Source organism: Humibacter sp. RRB41 (assembly GCF_022761015.1).
GTDB lineage: Bacteria > Actinomycetota > Actinomycetes > Actinomycetales > Microbacteriaceae > Humibacter.
The window spans coordinates 12,587-29,928 of the sequence record NZ_JAKWJQ010000010.1; the positions used below are offsets into that span (position 1 = coordinate 12,587).

Below are 17,342 nucleotides of genomic sequence, written 5' to 3' on the forward strand. Positions count from 1 at the left end.
CCGTGCCGACGTAGGGCCACATAGTTCAACGGTTGAAATTAATGTCCGAAAGTGACACACTCGACCTCTGACGTCGCATCCGCCCCTGGAAGGCGACGAGTCAGCACGCGACTCCGGGCACCCGCACGCCGGATCCGCGGCCACTCGATGAAGAGGAGAGCCATGACCACCACGCCCGATCGAGACGGATCCGCTCCGTCCGACGCACCAGCAGCATCCGTCGGCACGGAGTCCATGATCGCCGAGCCTTCCGCTCAGACCGGAACGCTCACGATGGCGCAGACTCTCTCGCCAGTTCGTCGGCGCACCCTGATGGGGTCGCTCCTCGTGGGCAACCTGATGCTCTTCGCGACGTACGCGGGAGTCATCGCCATTCTGCTTCCACAGCAGGTCGCCGACCTCACACCGGCGAACAAGATCGGCAACTTCGCCATCGTCACGGCGATCAGCTCGATCGTCACCATCTTCGTGCAGCCCATTGTGGGTGCACTCTCCGACCGGACGCGCTCGCGGCTCGGCCGACGCTCTCCGTGGATCGTCTTCGGTGGAATCGGCGGCGGCCTGTGCGTGATCGCTCTGCAGTTCTCGCCGGGAATCTTCGTGCTGACGGTGATCTGGGTGCTGGCACAGGTGCTGCTCAACGCGTGGCAGGGCCCGATGTCGTCGATCATCGCCGACCGAATCGCGCCGAGCGGACGCGCCACCTCCTCGGCATTCGCGGGCGTCGGCACCTCGATCGGTGCAGCCGTCGGAGTCATCCTCGCCGGGCAACTGCTCGTGCACCTCGGACTCGCCTACCTCATCTTCGGCATCGGTGTCATCGTCGTCTCGGTACTGTTCGTCGTCATCAACCCCGATCAGAGTTCCAAGGAGATGGAGCGAGCGCGGTTCAGCTGGCTGGCCTTCGCCAAGTCGTTCTGGGTGTCGCCGCGCAAGCATCCGGACTACGCGTGGGCATTCGGCGGGCGATTCTTCATGGTGCTCGGATACCAGGCGATCGCGGCGTACCAGCTCTACATTCTCGAGGACTACATTCACCTCACACCCCTGCAGGCGGGCTCGACCGCGGGCCTGCTTTCGGTGGTCTCGATGATCTGCATGATCGTCAGCACCCTGGTTTTCGGGCGCATCTCCGACAAGACCGGTCGGCGCAAGATGTTCGTCTTCGTCGCGACGATCGTCATCGCGGTGGGCGTGCTGGCGCCGGTGTTCTCGCCGACGGTCGGTGCGATGTTCGTCTACACGGCGATCGTGGGCATCGGGTACGGGGCGTACATGGCCGTCGACCTCGCGCTCATGATCGACGTGCTTCCGTCCCAGGGCGATGTCGGCAAGGACCTCGGCGTGCTCAACATCGCCGCCAACGTGCCGCAGGCGCTCACCCCGGTGATCGCGGCACTGCTGCTGGGCCTCTTCGCGGGCAATTACGTGTCGATCTTCATCTACGCGATCGTCGCCATCGTGCTCTCGTCGGTGCTCGTGTTCCCGATCAAGTCGGTGCGCTGAGTCGCTCCGCGGTGCGCAACCGTTGCAACAAGACAAGGAGACAGGAAACATGACCGACGATCGACCCGAAGTGCAGACGACGGCAGGAACGGTACGTGGAGTGTGGCGCAACGAATCCGCCGCGTTCCTCGGCATCCCGTTCGCGGAGCCTCCGGTGGGCGAGCTGCGGTTCGCGGCGCCCGTTCCCCGCCGCTCGTGGGACGGCGTGCTGGATGCCGGCGAGTACGGCCCGACCCCGCAGCGGGCGACGCTGCAGGAGGTGACTCTCATTCCAGAGCCTTCGCTGCCCGGCGACTCCACGCTGAATGTGAACGTGTTCACGCCGGCGCCGGGACGAACGGATGCCGCCCTCCCAGTGCTCGTCTATATCCACGGCGGCGGATTCGTGGCCGGCTCTCCCGCGAGCCCGTGGTACGACGGCGCCGCGTTCAACCGCGACGGCGTGGTGACGGTGAGCGTGTCGTACCGGCTCGGATTCGACGGGTTCGGCTGGATCGAGGACGCCCCGCTCAACCGCGGTGTTCTCGACTGGCTGCTCGCTCTGGAGTGGGTACGCGACAACATCCGACAGTTCGGCGGCGACCCCGCGAGAGTGACGATCGCCGGGCAGTCGGCGGGCGGGGCGGCGGTGCTGGCGCTGCTCGCCGTACCCAGGGCCGCAGGTTTGTTCCACGGTGCCATCGCGATCTCGGGCCCGATCGCAGACCTGCCGTTGGATGAGGCCGAGCGGCTCGGCCGCGCGGTCGCTGACCGCCTCGGCGTTGCGCCGACTCGAGTTGGGCTGTCGACCGCGTCGGAGGGTGACGTGCTCGAGGTGCAGAACGTTGTAGCCTCCCCGGTGCCCGCCGAGGGAGACGCAGCGGAAGGACCGCTCGCGGGGCTGGCGGCGCTGGCGTCCGAAGGGATGAAGTGGGGCCCCGTCGTCGACGGCGACGTGCTGCCGACGAAGGTGCTCGAGGCGCTCTCCGCAGGCGTATCGTCCGATATTCCACTGGTGCTCGGCACGACCGACAACGAGTTCAACATGGTTCCTGCGATGCTCGGCGACGCACTTGCCGGAGTCTCGCCGAGTGATGTTCTTGGCGCCATCGGCGTGCCGTCCGCTCTCGGCGCCGAGTACGTCGACTCCCATCCGGGCCTCGACTCCGGTGGTGTGCTCGGACAGTTCATCACCGACAACCTGTTCCGGCGCACGACGAGGGAGATCGCCGAAGTCAGAGCGCAGACGGATGCCCCGACCTGGCTCTACCGCTTCTCGTGGCAGTCGCCGACGATGCACGGCGCGGTGCACTGCCTCGACGTGCCGTTCTTCTTCGACTGCCTGTCGAGCGAACGAGTGGATGTGATCGCGGGGCCGAACCCGACGCGATCCGTCGCGGTGGATGTGCATGGCGACGCCGTGCGCTTCATCGCCTCAGGAGACCCAGGATGGCCACGGTACGTCGCGCCATCGCGTGACGTGCGCGTGTTCGACGAACCGTCGTCGGTGGTACCAGATGGGTTCGGTGACGTCGCACTGCTCGCGTCGGCGGAGTAGCGATTCGCCGCACACCGCATTTCGTTGGATGCGCCGTACGGACGTCGGGGCTTCCGTACGGGTACATCCTCGAATCTGCGCTTCTGATGAAGGGACCGGGACCTCGCGTTGCGGAATAGTCCGTAATCGGTGACCCGCCCCGATCGCAGCGTCGATACAGTCGGCTGTGCGGGCGTTGTCACACGGCCGCAGGATGCCGCACCGCCGAGCACGCAGCAGGCGTCGCGGCCGAGACGTCGGGGGAACACGATGACCGATCCGAACGCGGGCAAGGATTCGACGCAGGATGCCTCGGGGCGCCGTAGAAGCGCTCCCGTATGGCTCGTCTGGCTCGTCGCCGCGATCATCGCGATCGTGTTCGGCATCGGCGGCGGGTGGTTCGGCGCGTGGCTGGCGGGCGGGACATCCGGTTCCAGTGCGTCGAACACGAGCGGCACGGCATCCGGGTCGAGTGCCGGATCGTGCAACTCCGTGCAGGTCGCGAACGAGGTGCTGCCGACGATCGTGACGATCAACGTGACGGCGTCGGGCGGGAGCGGTGTCGGCAGTGGCGAGATCATCCGCAAAGACGGATACATCGTCACGAACAACCACGTCATCTCCGCCGCGGCGAACGGCGGCCTCATCACGGTGACGTTCTCGAACGGACACACCGAATCGGCGAAGCTGATCGGCCGTGACCCGCAGTCCGACCTCGCGGTGCTGAAGGTGGTCGCGCCATCCGATCTTCCGGTCATCACGCTCGGCGATAGTGAGAACGTCGCCGTCGGACAGCCGGTCGTCGCGCTCGGTGCTCCTCTCGGTCTGTCGAGCACGGTGACCGCGGGCATCGTGAGCGCGCTCGGCCGCAACGTGCCGGTGCCGACCGACAACGACGAGACCACCACCCTCGCCGGTGCCATCCAGACGGATGCCGCCATCAACCCCGGCAACTCGGGAGGCGCCCTCGTCGATTGCAAGGGTGATCTGATCGGCGTGAACACCGCCATCGCGACGGTGCCGAACGAGGAGGGCACGGGCGGCGGAGGATCCGTCGGCATCGGGTTCGCCGTGCCGGTGAACCTCGCGAGCCGCATCGCGGATGACCTGATCGACCACGGCAAGGTCTCGTACCCGTACTTCGGCGTCGAGGTCACGCCGATTCCGCCGGCCGTCGCCGAGCGGTGGGGGATCGACGACGGCCTCTACATCCAGTCGGTCGATCCGCAGGGTTCCGCGGCGAAGGCCGGCCTGAAGCCGGGCGATGTCGTGACGAAGATCGACGGTCGTCAGGCCAATCGCACCGACGTGCTGACGCAGCTGCTGCTGACCAAGAAGGCGGGCGACCAGGTGCAGATCACCTACGTGCGAGACGGCACCGAGCACACGGTGACGGCGACGCTGGTGGCGCAGCCGTAGGCATCCGCGGCGCCGATCCCGTGGGAGTCAGCGCAGAGCAGGCGGCGCCGTCGACTTGCGCAGGATGACGCGCCCCTCGACCATGATCGGCGTCGGGGTCTCGCCGTTGATCTGTGCAAGCAGATTGCGGAACGCCACGTGTCCCTGCTCCTCGGAGTTCATGCGCACGGTCGTCAGCGGCGGCACGAGGTAGGCCGCCTCGGGAATGTCGTCGATCCCGGTCACGGACACGTCGGTCGGAACGCCGAGGCCGCGTTCCTGCAGGGCGAGCATCGCGCCGAGCGCCATCTGATCGTTCGCCGCGCAGACTGCCGTGAAGCGAGCTCGCGCCGGCAGCGACCTGACCGCTTCGTACCCGGATGCCGCCGACCAGTCGCCGTAGACCGTGCGGGTCAGCCGCAGACCGTGGTGTTTCAGCGCATTCGAGAACGCGAACGCGCGATTGCGTGCCGCGACCCACTTCTTCGGACCTGCGATGTGCACGATGTCCCGGTGACCGAGCGCGACCAGATGATCGACGAGCTCGGGAATCGCGACCGTGCTGACCTGCAACGGCGGTCCGCCCGTGGCTTCGTCGCCCTCGCCGCCCATCAGTACGGGGATGCGGAAGTCGGCACGGTCGAACGCGGCCCGTAGCCCGTCGGTGGAGGCGAGCGCGAGGATGCCGGCGACATCCTGCTGGTTGACCGTGCGGATGCCCTGCTCGACATTCGATCGATCGCCGACGTCGAGCGTGATGATGTCGAGCACGAAGCCGTGCAGTCTGGCCTCTTCCGCTGCTCCCTGAACGACCTTTCCGGGGCCGACCTGCCCGAGTTCCTGGGTGAGCACGGCCACCCTGTGTGAGCGCCTTGTCGCCAGAGATCGCGCGGTGAGATTGGGGCGGTAATCGAGCGTCTCGAGCGCCTGCAACACCCGCTCGCGATTGGCGGGCTTGATGCCCTGGTCGCCCTTGAGCAGACGGCTCACCGTCTGGTGGGAGACACCGGCGACACGTGCGACGTCGTAGATCGTCGGCTGCCTCGCCGGTGGCTCCTCGATGGCGTCAATGCGGTCGCCCTCGCTCATCTGACCTCGGCCTCGACTCTCTCGGTGGACACCACTGTACGATGCGGCGACCGTCGCTGTGCTGAGCAAAAATCGAATCCGATCCATCGTTCGTTACCGGTAACAAAAGCATAACGGTGGATTGTTACCGGTAACGAAATGGGCTACTTTCGAGCCGTCCCGACCAACGCGGGGCATCCACGACAACGGAGTCCATGACGATGAGCGAAGCCCTCCCGTACGAACCCAGCTCGATCCTCTTCGGTGCCGCCTACTACGCGGAGTACCACGCGACCGACCGCACTGAGCAGGACCTCGATCTGATGCAGGAGGCTGGCTTCACGGTCATCCGAGTGGGAGAGTCGGTCTGGTCGACGTGGGAGCCGCGCGAAGGATCGTTCGATCTCGATTGGTTGCAGCCGGTGCTCGACGGAGCCCACCGTCGCGGCATCGACGTGATCCTTGGAACACCCACGTACGCGGTGCCGCCGTGGATGCAGCACTCGTATCCCGAGATCGCCGGTGAACGGCGCACGGGCGAGCGGATGCCGTGGGGAAGCAGGCAGGAGGTCGACTTCGGTCACCCCGCCTTCCGGTTCTTCGCCGAGCGGATCATCCGCAAGGTCGTCGAGCGGTACGCCGGGCATCCCGCGGTCATCGGGTACCAGGTCGACAACGAACCGGGAATGCAGCTCTTCCACAACCGGTCGACGTTCATCGGGTTCGTGCACTGGCTGCAGGCGCGTTACGGCGACGTTGAGAACCTGAATCGAGAGTGGGGCCTCACCTACTGGTCGCACCGCATCGCGGACTGGGCGGAGCTCTGGGCGCCCGACGGCAACTCGTTGCCGCAATACGACCTCGAGTGGCGTCGCTACCAGGCGGAGCTCACCGAGGACTTCATCGCATGGCAAGCCGACATCGTGCGCGGTTACGCGAAGCCGGGACAGTTCGTGACGACGTGCCTGGCCTACCCGCGGCCGGCGCTGGACGACCGGGCGCTGACCGAGCACCTGGATGTGACGGCGGGCAACCCGTACTACTCGATGCAGGACCACCTGGATGCGACGAAGCACCTGGCCGCGGAGTCCGAGTGGACGACCAGCGGTGTCCCAGGCCTGTTCCGTCAGGCGGATCGACTCTTCTCGTCGAAGCAGGCGCGCTTTCTGGTGACCGAGACGGACGCGCAGTCCATCGGCTTCAGCTTCTCGAACACGCCGCCGTGGCCAGGACAGCTGAAGCAGGCGGCGTTCTCATTGATCAGCCGCGGCGCCGCCATGGTCGAGTACTGGCATTGGCACACCATTCCGTACGGCACGGAGACGTATTGGGGAGGCGTCCTTCCGCACAGCCTGAAGCCCGGTCGCGTCTACCGCGAGGTCGCCGAGATCGGTGCCGACCTGAAGCAGCTCGGCGTCGCCCTCGACGGGTTCGAGCCCGATGCGGATGTCGCGGTGCTGTGGTCGAACGACTCACGTTGGGCCTTCGACTTCTTCCCTCCCCTCGGGCGCGACGGCAAGGGGCAGCGCGGTTCCTACGAGCACATCGTCGACGCGTTCTACCGCGGCGTGATCGACTCCGGGTCGCAGGCGCGCATCCTGCACGTCGAGCAGGCGCTGGCCGAAGGCCCGGCGGAACTCGCGCGGCGCTACCCCGTGCTGATCGCCGCAGGTCTCTACGTGGCGAGCGATGACACGCTCGACCTGCTGCGCGAGTATGCGGAAGCGGGCGGGCACCTCATCATCGGGCCGCGCACCGGGTACGCCGACGAACTCGCACGGGCGCGCGTCGCCGTCGCTCCTGATCGACTGCACGAGGCCGCCGGTGTCTACTACGAGGAGTACTCGAACATCGCCGTACCGGTGCCCGTTCGGGGGACTGCCGAGCTCACGGTCCGCCTCGATGCGGGCGGCACCGCGTGGATCGACGGCCTCATCGTCGACGGGGCCGACGTGCTCGCGACATACGAGCATCCGGAATTCGGCAGATTCCCGGCCGCGACCAGCCGCGCCCACGGCGCCGGACGCATCACCGTGGCAGGCACGGTGCCGTCGCCCGCGCTGGCATCCTCGCTCGCCGGCTGGGCGGTGCGTGCCAGCGTCGCGGATGAGCTGGCTCCCGACCGCGAGCTGCCTGTGGTCGTCTCCTCCGGCACGACGCCGAACGGCTCGCGAGCCTGGTTCCTCTTCAACTGGAGCGGCGAAGAGCAGAACGTCACGCCGCGCATCTGCGGGACGGATCCGACGACCGGCACGCCCGTCGGATCCGGCATCAGCATTCGGCTTCCGGCCTGGTCGACCCGGATCCTCCTCCAAGAACCCGACCACCACGAGTGATCGCTCGTAGCAAGCCCGCCACAGAAAGAGAAGGTCAACGATGAAGTTCCGAAACACAGCATTGGCGCTGGCATCCGGCGCCACGGCTCTAGCGCTGCTGCTGAGCGGATGCTCCGCCTCCGGCGGCACCACCGACTCCACCAAGCCGGTGACTCAGGCCGAGATCGACAAGGCCATGAACACGCCTACCACGCTCAACTTCTGGACCTGGGTGCCTGACATCCAGAACGAGGTGAACCTCTTCGAGAAGAAATATCCGAAGATCAAGGTGAAGGTCGTCAACACCACCGGTGGAGCGCAGCACTATCCCAAGCTGCGTGCCGCGTTGAAGGCGGGCAAGGGCGTTCCCGACGTCGCCCAGATGGAGTACGACTACATCCCGTCGTTCACCCAGACGAAGAGCCTGCTCAACCTGGAGCCGTACGGCGCGGACAAGCTCAAAAGCGAGTACGTCGACTGGGTGTGGAACCAGGTCTCCAACTCGTCAGGCGTGTGGGGCATCCCACAGGATTCCGGCCCGCTCGGCACGCTGTATCGGGACGACATCTTCAAGCAGGCCGGGCTGAGCGGAGCTCCTGCCACCTGGGATGACTTCGCGAAGGCTGCGGCCGCAGTGAAGTCGAAGACCGGGTCGTACATCACCGATCTGCCCGGCAACGACATGTTCCAGATGATCAGCTTCTTCTGGCAGGCCGGAGCGAAGCCGTTCAGCTACGACGGCAAGAAGACGGTCGGAGTCGACCTCGACTCGGCGACGAACCAGAAAGTGGTCTCGTACTGGCAGGACTTGATCGACAAGAACCTGGTCGCTACCGACCCGGACTTCACGGATGCCTACTACCAAGGGCTCGCCCAGAACAAGTACGCGAGCTGGCTGGTCGCGGCCTGGGGCCCGGTCTTCCTGCAGGGCACGGTGAAGAGCACCAGCGGCAAGTGGCGCGCGGGCGACATCCCGCAGTGGACGGCCGGCGCGAACGTCTCCGGCAACTGGGGCGGGTCGTCGGATGCCGTGATGGCGGCAACCAAGAATCCGATCGCCGCGTACGAGCTCGCGAAGTTCATCAACAACGACGAGGCATCCACGGTGATGCTCGCCAACAAGCAGTTCCTGTTCCCGACGACCAACGCGACGCTGACCGATCCGAAGTTCGTCGACCAGAAGAGCGAGTTCTACGGCGGACAACAGGTCAACAAGTTCTTCGCTGGCGTCTCGAGCACGGTCGACAAGAAGTTCGAGTGGCTTCCCTACATGGACTACGTGAACTCGAGTTACACGAACACTCTCGGCAAGGCGATCGCGAATCACGGAGACCTGAAGGCTGCGCTGGCCCAGTGGCAGCAACAGGTCGTGTCCTACGGAAAGCAGCAGGGCTTCACCGTCAAGTAGCACGGTCCGGCCCGGGCCATGCCGCCCGGGCCGGGCACCCACGAACGGAGTCGAAGATGACAGTACTTTCCAACCGAGCGCGAGCCGCGCGTGCCTCGGGGCCCGCGCGCACCCCACGTCGCCTCGACGGGGCGCAGACCAGGGCGGCATGGGTGCTCATCGCGCCCTTTCTCCTGATCTTCGCGGCGATGTTCCTCGCACCGCTGCTCTATTCGGCCTACCTGAGCCTCTTCACATCGCAGCTCGTCGGCGGAGAGGTGTTCAGCGGGCTGGCGAACTACGTTCGGGCTCTTCAGGATCCGAGCTTCTGGGCCGGACTCGGCCGAGTGGGACTGTTCCTGTTCATTCAGGTTCCGATCATGCTCGTGGCATCCATCGGCTTCGCCCTCGCGTTGGACAGCAAGCGCGTGCGCGGCGGCAAGGTGGCGCGGCTGCTCATCTTTGTTCCGTACGCGGTGCCCAGTGTGGTCGCCACGTTGATGTGGGGGTATCTGTACGGCACCGACTTCGGCCTGATCACGCAGATCTTCCAGGCACTCGGCCTGCAGGCGCCCGATCTGCTGTCGCCGCAGAACATCCTCGGCTCGACGATGAACATCGTGTGCTGGGAGTTCATCGGCTACAACATGATCATCCTCTACGCAGCACTTCGGGCTGTGCCGGAGGACATCTACGAAGCCGCCGAGATCGACGGCGCCGGCCAGTTCAGAGTGGCTTGGAGCATCAAGCTGCCGGCGATCCGTCAGGCACTGCTCCTGACCCTGATCTTCTCGATCATCGGCTCGTTCCAGCTCTTCAACGAGCCGAACCTGCTCGCGAACATCGCACCGAACTCGATCGGCACCGACTTCACGCCGAACCTCTACGCGTACAACGTGGCGTTCCGCAATCAGGAGATCAACTATGCAGCGGCGATCGCGTTCCTGCTCGGGATCATCATCATGATCGTGTCGTTCGTGGTGCAGACCGCGGCCAACCGAAAGGAGCGCCAGGCATGAGCGCGACCGCGACCGTGCGCACGCAGGATGCCGGGGCATCCGCGACCCGGCGGCGCACCGGAACACGCAGACGCAAGCCGATCGAGCGCGGCAGGCGTCGAAGCACGCTGCTGACGATCTTCGTCTGGATCTCGCTGATCTACTTTCTGGTGCCGTTGCTGTGGCTGTTCATCTCGACGACGAAGGACAACTCCGACCTGTTCAGCACGTTCGGGCTCTGGTTCGGCAACTCGTTCCAGTTCTTCGCGAACATCGGCAACCTGTTCACGTTCCAAGGCGGCGTGTTCTGGCAGTGGGCGCTGAACACCGTGATCTACGCCGTGGTCAGCGCGGTCGGAGCCACCGCTCTGGCGACGGCGTGCGGCTACGCGCTGGCGAAGTACCGGTTCCGTGGCCGGTCGGCCGTGTTCTCGCTGATCCTGGGCTCGATCATGGTCCCGCTCACCGCCCTAGCGATCCCTACTTATCTCTTGTTCGCCGACATGAACCTGACCGACACGATGTGGGCGATCATCCTCCCATCACTGGTGAGCCCGTTCGGGGTCTACCTGATGCGCGTCTATGCGATGGATGCCGTCGACGACAGCCTGCTCGAGGCGGCCCGCATCGACGGAGCGAGTGAGTATCGCATCTTCGGCACCATCGGTATCCGACTGCTCGGGCCCGGCATCGTCACCGTGCTGTTGTTCCAGCTCGTGGCGACGTGGAACAACTACTTCTTGCCGCTGATCATGCTGAACACGCCGTCGCTCTTCCCTGTAACGGTGGGGCTCGCGCAATGGCAGGCCACGGCCTCCGCAGGCGGTGGCGCGCAGGTGCTGTTCTCCACGGTGCTGACCGGCGCGTTCGTGTCGATCATTCCGTTGATCGTGGCGTTCCTCTTTCTTCAGCGCTACTGGCAGTCCGGCATCGCCACAGGGAGCGTCAAGGGATGAGCGACCTGCCGTTGCGCCAGCCCCTCCGCCTCGAGCCGCAACACCTCCACCCCGAACCGCAACACCTTCCCCCGGACCGCGACACCTCCACCCCGAACCGCAACACCTTCCCCCGAACCGCAACACCTCCACCCCGAACCGCGGCGCTAGGGTGATTCGTCATGGGGGATGACGCTCGCATCGGGCGCAGCGCGGGCGTGCGCGATGTCGCCGCGCTCGCCGGAGTGTCGCCCCAGACGGTGTCGCGGGTGATCAACGAGCATCCGAGCGTGCGGGATGAGACGCGGCAACGCGTGCAGGATGCCATGCGCTCCCTCGGCTACCGCGTCAACAACGCGGCGCGAACGCTCGGCACCAGGCGCACGCACACCCTCGGCGTGATCGCGTCGAATGCGGCGCTGTTCGGACCGTCCGTCGGCGTGGTCGCGCTCGAATCGGCGGCGCGCGCGGTCGGCCGCTGGGTGACGACGGCGTATGCGGATGCCGCGGACGAGGCGTCGATCGAGGCATCCCTCGACCATCTGCTCGCGCAGGGCGTCGACGGGGTCATCGTGGTCGCGCCGCGGCTGGACTCGGTCTCGTCGCTCGCGCGAAGGCATCCAACTCTGAACGTCGGCGCCTTGCCGTCGGCGGAAGGCGCACGTGCTCAGGCACATGGCGCCGGCCTCGCGGTCGGGCACCTGCTCGAGCTTGGTCATCGCCGGATCGCCCGCGTCGGCGGTCCCGGGGACTGGCTCGAAGAGGTCGCGCGCGAGCGTGGATTCATGGATGCCCTCCGCGTCGCCGGTCCGGAACGTGTCGCAGCATCTCCCGTCGCGCACTGGTCGGGCGACTGGTCGGCGGCGTCGGGTGCTGCGCTCGCTTCCGAGATCGCGGCGGTGGTGCGCACCGGAGTCGGGCCGACGGCGGTCGTGGTCGCCAACGACCAGATGGCGCTCGGGCTCATCTCGGGGCTCGCGGCGGAAGGCATCCGCGTACCGGAGGATGTGTCGATCGTCGGTTTCGACGACAACACCGACGCCGAGTACTACCGTCCGGCGCTCACGACCGTGCGCATCGACACCGACGGCGAGGCGCGACGCAGCGTAGCCGAGGTGCTCGGACTGGAAGCGACGGGCGGCGTCGCGCCGCCGCGACTCGTCGTGCGCGGGTCGACGTCGCGGGTGCGGTGATGCCCGGGTGCCGCGGATGCCGCGTCGCCAGATGGCGTTGCGTGGTGCCCCGCGTGCTGGATTTCGGAGATTCGCCGTGACACGCCGGCCACCCACGACCGGACACGGCGTGTCGCAGTGGATCTCCGAAATCCAACACGGCGGGTGACGCGCGATTGGCGTACGGGGTGGCGCTCTGAAATGGGACCGGTAACATTGTTGGGAGCACGAGACTGATGGAGGTACCCGTGACGGATCCGAACGCGGATGTCGAGGCAGCGATCCAGCGCACGCGCGAGGAGGTCGCATCCCTGCACGCCGAGCTGGTGCGCTACGGGCTGGTGGTGTGGACGGGCGGCAACGTCTCCGGGCGCGTTCCCGGCGCGGATCTGTTCGTGATCAAGCCGTCCGGCGTCTCGTACGACGACCTGGCACCGGCGAACATGATCCTCTGCGATCTCGACGGCAACGTCATCCTCGGCAGCGCAGGCAGCGACCGCTCGCCCTCCAGTGACACCGCGGCGCATGCATACGTCTACCGGAATATGCCCGATGTAGGCGGAGTCGTGCACACGCATTCGACCTATGCGGTGGCGTGGGCGGCGCGTGGCGAAGAGATCCCGTGCGTCATCACCGCGATGGCCGACGAATTCGGCGGCCCGATCCCCGTTGGCCCGTTCGCGATCATCGGCGACGACTCGATCGGCCGCGGTATCGTCGAGACGCTCAGCGGTCATCGCAGCCGCGCGGTGCTGATGCAGAACCACGGGCCGTTCACGATCGGTGCGAGTGCGAAGGATGCCGTCAAGGCCGCCGTCATGGTCGAGGATGTCGCCCGCACCGTCCACATCGCACGCCAGGGTGGCGAGCTGGTCCCGATTCCGCAACAGTCGATCGACAGCCTCTACGACCGCTACCAGAACGTGTACGGCCAGGCGACGGATGTCCGCAGGAGCGACTCGTGAGCACGGCCCCCCAGCTCCCTGAGCGAGCGCAGCGAGTCGAAGGGCCCGCTCCTGCCGCTGCCGCCGCCGACGCCATCCGCTCCGGCCGAGCCGTGCTCGGCATCGAGCTCGGCTCGACGCGCATCAAGGCCTGTCTGATCGGCGACGACCCGGCCGTGACTATCGCCACCGGCGCACACTCCTGGGAGAACCGCTTCGTCGACCGCCTCTGGACGTACACGCTCGACGACATCTGGACGGGCATCCGCCTCGCTTACGCCGACCTGATCACCGACGTGCGCGAGCGTTACGGCGTCGAGCTCACGCAGCTCAAGGCGATCGGCGTCTCGGCCATGATGCACGGCTACCTGCCGTTCGACGCCGACGGCGAGCTGCTCGTGCCGTTCCGCACCTGGCGCAACACGAATACCGGGGCTGCCGCCGCGGAGCTGAGCGAGTTGTTCGGTGTGAACATTCCGTTGCGGTGGTCCGTCGCGCACGTGTATCAAGCGGTGCTGGATGCCGAACCGCACGTCCCCCAGATCGCCTTCACGACCACGCTCGCCGGCTACGTGCACTGGCGTTTGACCGGCCGCAAGGTCTTGGGCGTTGGCGATGCATCGGGCATGTTCCCGATCGATTCCGCGACCGGCGACTACGACGAGAACCTGCTGCGTCGCTTCGACGACCTTGTCTCCTCGCGGCTCCCTGAGCGAGAGAAGCGCGCTTCGACTTCAGGAACCGTCGAAGGGCCGACGAGCGCGCTGACCGCACCCCACGCCCCGCTCGCCGCCCTCCTTCCTGAGGTCCTCCACGCCGGCCAGCCAGCGGGTGAACTCACCCCCGACGGCGCCGCGCTGCTGGACTCCTCCGGCACCCTGCAGCCAGGCGCCCAGCTGTGCCCGCCGGAGGGCGACGCCGGCACCGGCATGGTCGCCACCAACGCGGTCGCGCCGCGTACCGGCAATGTCAGCGCAGGCACGAGCATCTTCGCGATGGTGGTGCTGGAACGTGCGTTGAGGCATCCGCACCACGAACTCGACCTCGTCACGACGCCGGCCGGCGACCCGGTCGCGATGGTGCATTGCAACAACGGCGCGAGCGAGCTGGCGGAGTGGGTCGGCATGTTCGGCCGGTTCGCCGCAGCGGCGGGCACGCCCCTCGATTCGGATGCCGTGTTCGAGGTGCTGTTCCGCGAGGCGCTCGGCGGCGAAGCGGATGCCGGCGGCCTGCTTGCGTACAACTACCTCGCCGGCGAGCCGATCACGGCCACCACCGAGGGACGTCCGCTGTTCGTACGCACGCCCGACAGCCGCTTCACGCTCGGCAACGTGATGCGCGCGCAGCTCTACGGCGTGTTCGGCACGTTGAGTCTCGGCATGCGCGTGCTCGCCGAAGAGGGCGTCCGACTCGATCGGATGCATGCCCACGGCGGCATCTTCCGCACGGCCGGTGTCGCGCAGCGCTTTCTCGCAGCGGCGCTGGATGCCCCGGTCGCTGTCGCCGAGACCGCCGCGGAGGGCGGCGCGTGGGGCATCGCCGTGCTCGCTGCCTACCTTGACGAGGCATCCGACCGCGATCTGGCCGCGTACCTGAGCGATCGGGTGTTCGCGGACGCGGCTTCGCAGGTGGTCGATCCCGAGCCGGCCGACGTCGCCGGATTCGCCGCCTACCTCGACCGCTACCGCGACGGCCTCGCCGTGGAACGGGCCGGGGCCGATGCGCTCTAGCTCTCCCGCTGGTCCACCGGCGGCATCCCACCGCAACGATGCAGATAAGAACGACGCAGATAAGTAAGGAACAGCCATGACCCGCACCCCGCTCACCACCTCGTTCGACGCCCTCGAGGTCTGGTTCCTCACCGGCAGCCAGCACCTGTACGGCCCCGAGACGCTGGCGCAGGTCGCCGACCAGTCCCGCGGCATCGCGGATCGACTGGCGACGGATGTTCCAGTGAAGGTGGTGTGGAAGCCCGTGCTCACCGGCTCGGACGAGATCCGCCGCGTCATGCTCGACGCCAACTCCGACGACCGCGTGATCGGCGTGATCGCCTGGATGCACACCTTCAGCCCCGCGAAGATGTGGATCTCCGGGCTCGACGCCTTGCAGAAGCCGCTGCTGCACCTGCACACGCAGGCGAACGTCGAGCTGCCGTGGGCCGAGATCGACTTCGACTTCATGAACCTCAACCAGGCGGCGCACGGCGACCGGGAGTTCGGGTACATCCAGACGCGTCTCGGCGTTCCCCGCACCACCGTCGTCGGTCATGTCAGCGACCCGGCGGTCAGCGGCCGCGTCGCGATCTGGATGCGTGCTGCTGCCGGACTGCAGGCATCCCGCTCGCTCAAACTGGCCCGTTTCGGCGACAACATGCGCTTCGTCGCGGTCACGGAGGGCGACAAGACCGAGGCGGAGCACGTCTTCGGCGTGCAGGTGAACACTTGGGGCGTGAATGAGCTTGCGGATGCCGTCGCGCAGGCATCCGATTCGGATGTCGACGCCCTCGTGGCCGAGTACGAAGAGCTGTACGACGTGGTGCCCGAACTGCGTCGCGGCGGGGAGCGGCACCAGTCGCTGCGCGACGGTGCCGCGATCGAGCTGGGGCTGCGCTCGTTCCTCGAGGAGGGCGGCTTCGGCGCCTTCACCACGAACTTCGAAGACCTCGGTGCACTGAAACAGCTGCCCGGTCTCGCGGTGCAGCGCCTGATGGCCGAGGGTTACGGCTTCGGAGCGGAGGGCGACTGGAAGACGGCCGTGCTCGTGCGCATCGCGAACGTGATAGGTGCCGGGCTGCCGGGCGGAGCATCCCTGATGGAGGACTACACGTACGACCTCACGCCGGGGCAGGAGCGCATTCTCGGCGCGCACATGCTCGAGGTGAGCCCGTCGCTGACGACCGCGAAGCCGACGCTGGAGGTTCATCCGCTGGGCATCGGCGGCAAGGATGACCCGGTGCGGCTCGTCTTCAACGCGGATGCCGGCCCCGCCGTCGTCGTCGCCCTCTCGGACATGCGCGACAGGTTCCGCCTCACCGCGAACGTTGTGGACGTGGTCGAGCCGACCGCGCCGCTGCCGAAGCTCCCGGTGGGACGTGCGGTGTGGATTCCGCAGCCGGACTTCCGCACGTCCGCATGGGCGTGGCTCCAGGCCGGCGCTGCGCACCACACGGTGATGTCGACAGCCGTCGGGCTGGATGCCTGGGAAGACTTCGCGCGCATGGCACAGACCGAGCTGGTCGTCATCGACGAGCACACGCGTCCGCGGGAGTTCGAGCAGCAGCTGCAGTGGAGTGCCGCGTACTACCGTCTCGCGCGCGGCATCTAGGCGCCCGGCTCCACCCGCGCCTTCTGGCTACTCGCGCCCCTACGCCCTCAGCGCGCCCGTTCCTCCTCAGTCGCACCCCGCGCGCCTTACGCCCTCATGAAATCCCCTACGCCCTCGTGAAAACAGGCACAATCGGGCACTCCGCGCGGGGACAGGCACGATCAGCCTGTTCCCGTACGGAGTGCCTGTTTTCGGGAGGGACGTGCGTGGAAATCTGCGCCACGCCCGGGATGCAGGCGCGATTTGCACGGCCGCGGCGCTCCACGTAAAGTAATCACTTGTCACCCCAAAGGTGCGGAAAGCTCGAAGAGCTTCCGGCCTCAAGCGGGACCGATCCCAAGCCGAAGCGCTACTCCTCTCGAGGAGAGAACCACTGGCTGAGGAACGAAAGCTGTCCCTTGGTTCGACCCACGAGCTTCGTGCTCGGGTGCGATCGACGGATGGCCGGGTTAGTACCCCGACAAGTAGACCCGCGTGGTCGATGGTCGGGAGTGTCCGATCCTTGAGAACTCAACAGCGTGCACAATGTCAAATGCCAATAACCTCGGCATCGGCCTTTTTTGGTTGGTGTTGGGATTCCTTTGGATTAGATAAATATTGAATGTCAGTTGATATTCGATTCTAGTCAGAACAAACTCGCGGGGAGTATCGGCCTGTTTCCGGCCGGTCTTTTCGCACATGGTTTCCATGACCGTTTAGGTGGTTGTGGTGAACTTCTTTTATGGAGAGTTTGATCCTGGCTCAGGACGAACGCTGGCGGCGTGCTTAACACATGCAAG

General features: G+C 66.4%; 12 protein-coding genes and 1 rRNA gene. 12 read left to right on the forward strand and 1 reads right to left on the reverse strand.

What is annotated here, in order from left to right; translation table 11 throughout:
• Positions 1 to 162 precede the first annotated feature (162 nt).
• From MJ603_RS18335 to MJ603_RS18345, 3 genes are all read left to right on the forward strand, one after another.
• Positions 163 to 1,506, forward strand: a complete 1,344-nt coding sequence (locus tag MJ603_RS18335) for an MFS transporter (protein WP_243065207.1) — start codon at positions 163 to 165, stop codon at positions 1,504 to 1,506.
• A 49-nt stretch (positions 1,507 to 1,555) separates the two neighbouring features.
• Positions 1,556 to 3,043: a carboxylesterase/lipase family protein gene (locus MJ603_RS18340; protein ID WP_243065208.1), complete on the forward strand. Its 1,488-nt coding sequence runs from the start codon at positions 1,556 to 1,558 to the stop codon at positions 3,041 to 3,043.
• Positions 3,044 to 3,292: 249 nt separating this feature from the next.
• Complete coding sequence (locus MJ603_RS18345) at positions 3,293 to 4,441, forward strand: S1C family serine protease (protein ID WP_243065209.1); 1,149 nt, start codon at positions 3,293 to 3,295, stop codon at positions 4,439 to 4,441.
• A gap of 27 nt (positions 4,442 to 4,468) precedes the next feature.
• Here MJ603_RS18345 and MJ603_RS18350 read toward each other — a convergent pair whose 3' ends face one another.
• Positions 4,469 to 5,509 carry a LacI family DNA-binding transcriptional regulator gene (locus tag MJ603_RS18350; protein WP_243065210.1) on the reverse strand — a complete coding sequence of 347 codons (1,041 nt, stop codon included), beginning with the start codon at positions 5,507 to 5,509 and terminating at the stop codon, positions 4,469 to 4,471.
• 200 nt (positions 5,510 to 5,709) lie between these two features.
• Between MJ603_RS18350 and MJ603_RS18355 the strand changes: the two genes are divergently transcribed.
• The 9 genes from MJ603_RS18355 to MJ603_RS18395 form a co-directional block, all read left to right on the forward strand.
• Positions 5,710 to 7,824 carry a beta-galactosidase gene (locus tag MJ603_RS18355; protein WP_243065211.1) on the forward strand — a complete coding sequence of 705 codons (2,115 nt, stop codon included), beginning with the start codon at positions 5,710 to 5,712 and terminating at the stop codon, positions 7,822 to 7,824.
• A gap of 40 nt (positions 7,825 to 7,864) precedes the next feature.
• Positions 7,865 to 9,211, forward strand: a complete 1,347-nt coding sequence (locus MJ603_RS18360) for an ABC transporter substrate-binding protein (protein ID WP_243065212.1) — start codon at positions 7,865 to 7,867, stop codon at positions 9,209 to 9,211.
• Positions 9,212 to 9,267: 56 nt separating this feature from the next.
• The gene (locus tag MJ603_RS18365) at positions 9,268 to 10,209 is read left to right on the forward strand and encodes a carbohydrate ABC transporter permease (protein ID WP_243065213.1); all 942 of its coding nucleotides are present in this window, start codon (positions 9,268 to 9,270) and stop codon (positions 10,207 to 10,209) included.
• Positions 10,206 to 11,144: a carbohydrate ABC transporter permease gene (locus MJ603_RS18370; protein WP_243065214.1), complete on the forward strand. Its 939-nt coding sequence runs from the start codon at positions 10,206 to 10,208 to the stop codon at positions 11,142 to 11,144. The genes MJ603_RS18365 and MJ603_RS18370 overlap by 4 nt, the downstream gene beginning before the upstream one ends.
• A 161-nt stretch (positions 11,145 to 11,305) precedes the next feature.
• Entirely contained in the window at positions 11,306 to 12,316 is a 1,011-nt protein-coding gene (locus MJ603_RS18375) for a LacI family DNA-binding transcriptional regulator (protein ID WP_243065215.1), read from the forward strand.
• Between the two features lie 215 nt (positions 12,317 to 12,531).
• The gene (locus tag MJ603_RS18380) at positions 12,532 to 13,260 is read left to right on the forward strand and encodes an L-ribulose-5-phosphate 4-epimerase (RefSeq protein ID WP_374230968.1); all 729 of its coding nucleotides are present in this window, start codon (positions 12,532 to 12,534) and stop codon (positions 13,258 to 13,260) included.
• Positions 13,257 to 14,969, forward strand: a complete 1,713-nt coding sequence (locus MJ603_RS18385; RefSeq protein ID WP_374230970.1) for a xylulokinase — start codon at positions 13,257 to 13,259, stop codon at positions 14,967 to 14,969. Before MJ603_RS18380 ends, MJ603_RS18385 begins: the two co-directional genes overlap by 4 nt.
• Positions 14,970 to 15,045: 76 nt before the next feature.
• On the forward strand, positions 15,046 to 16,563 hold the full coding sequence (gene araA, locus MJ603_RS18390; RefSeq protein ID WP_243065217.1) for an L-arabinose isomerase: 1,518 nt from the start codon (positions 15,046 to 15,048) through the stop codon (positions 16,561 to 16,563).
• Between the two features lie 718 nt (positions 16,564 to 17,281).
• A 16S ribosomal RNA gene (locus tag MJ603_RS18395) occupies positions 17,282 to 17,342 on the forward strand; the annotation flags it as partial.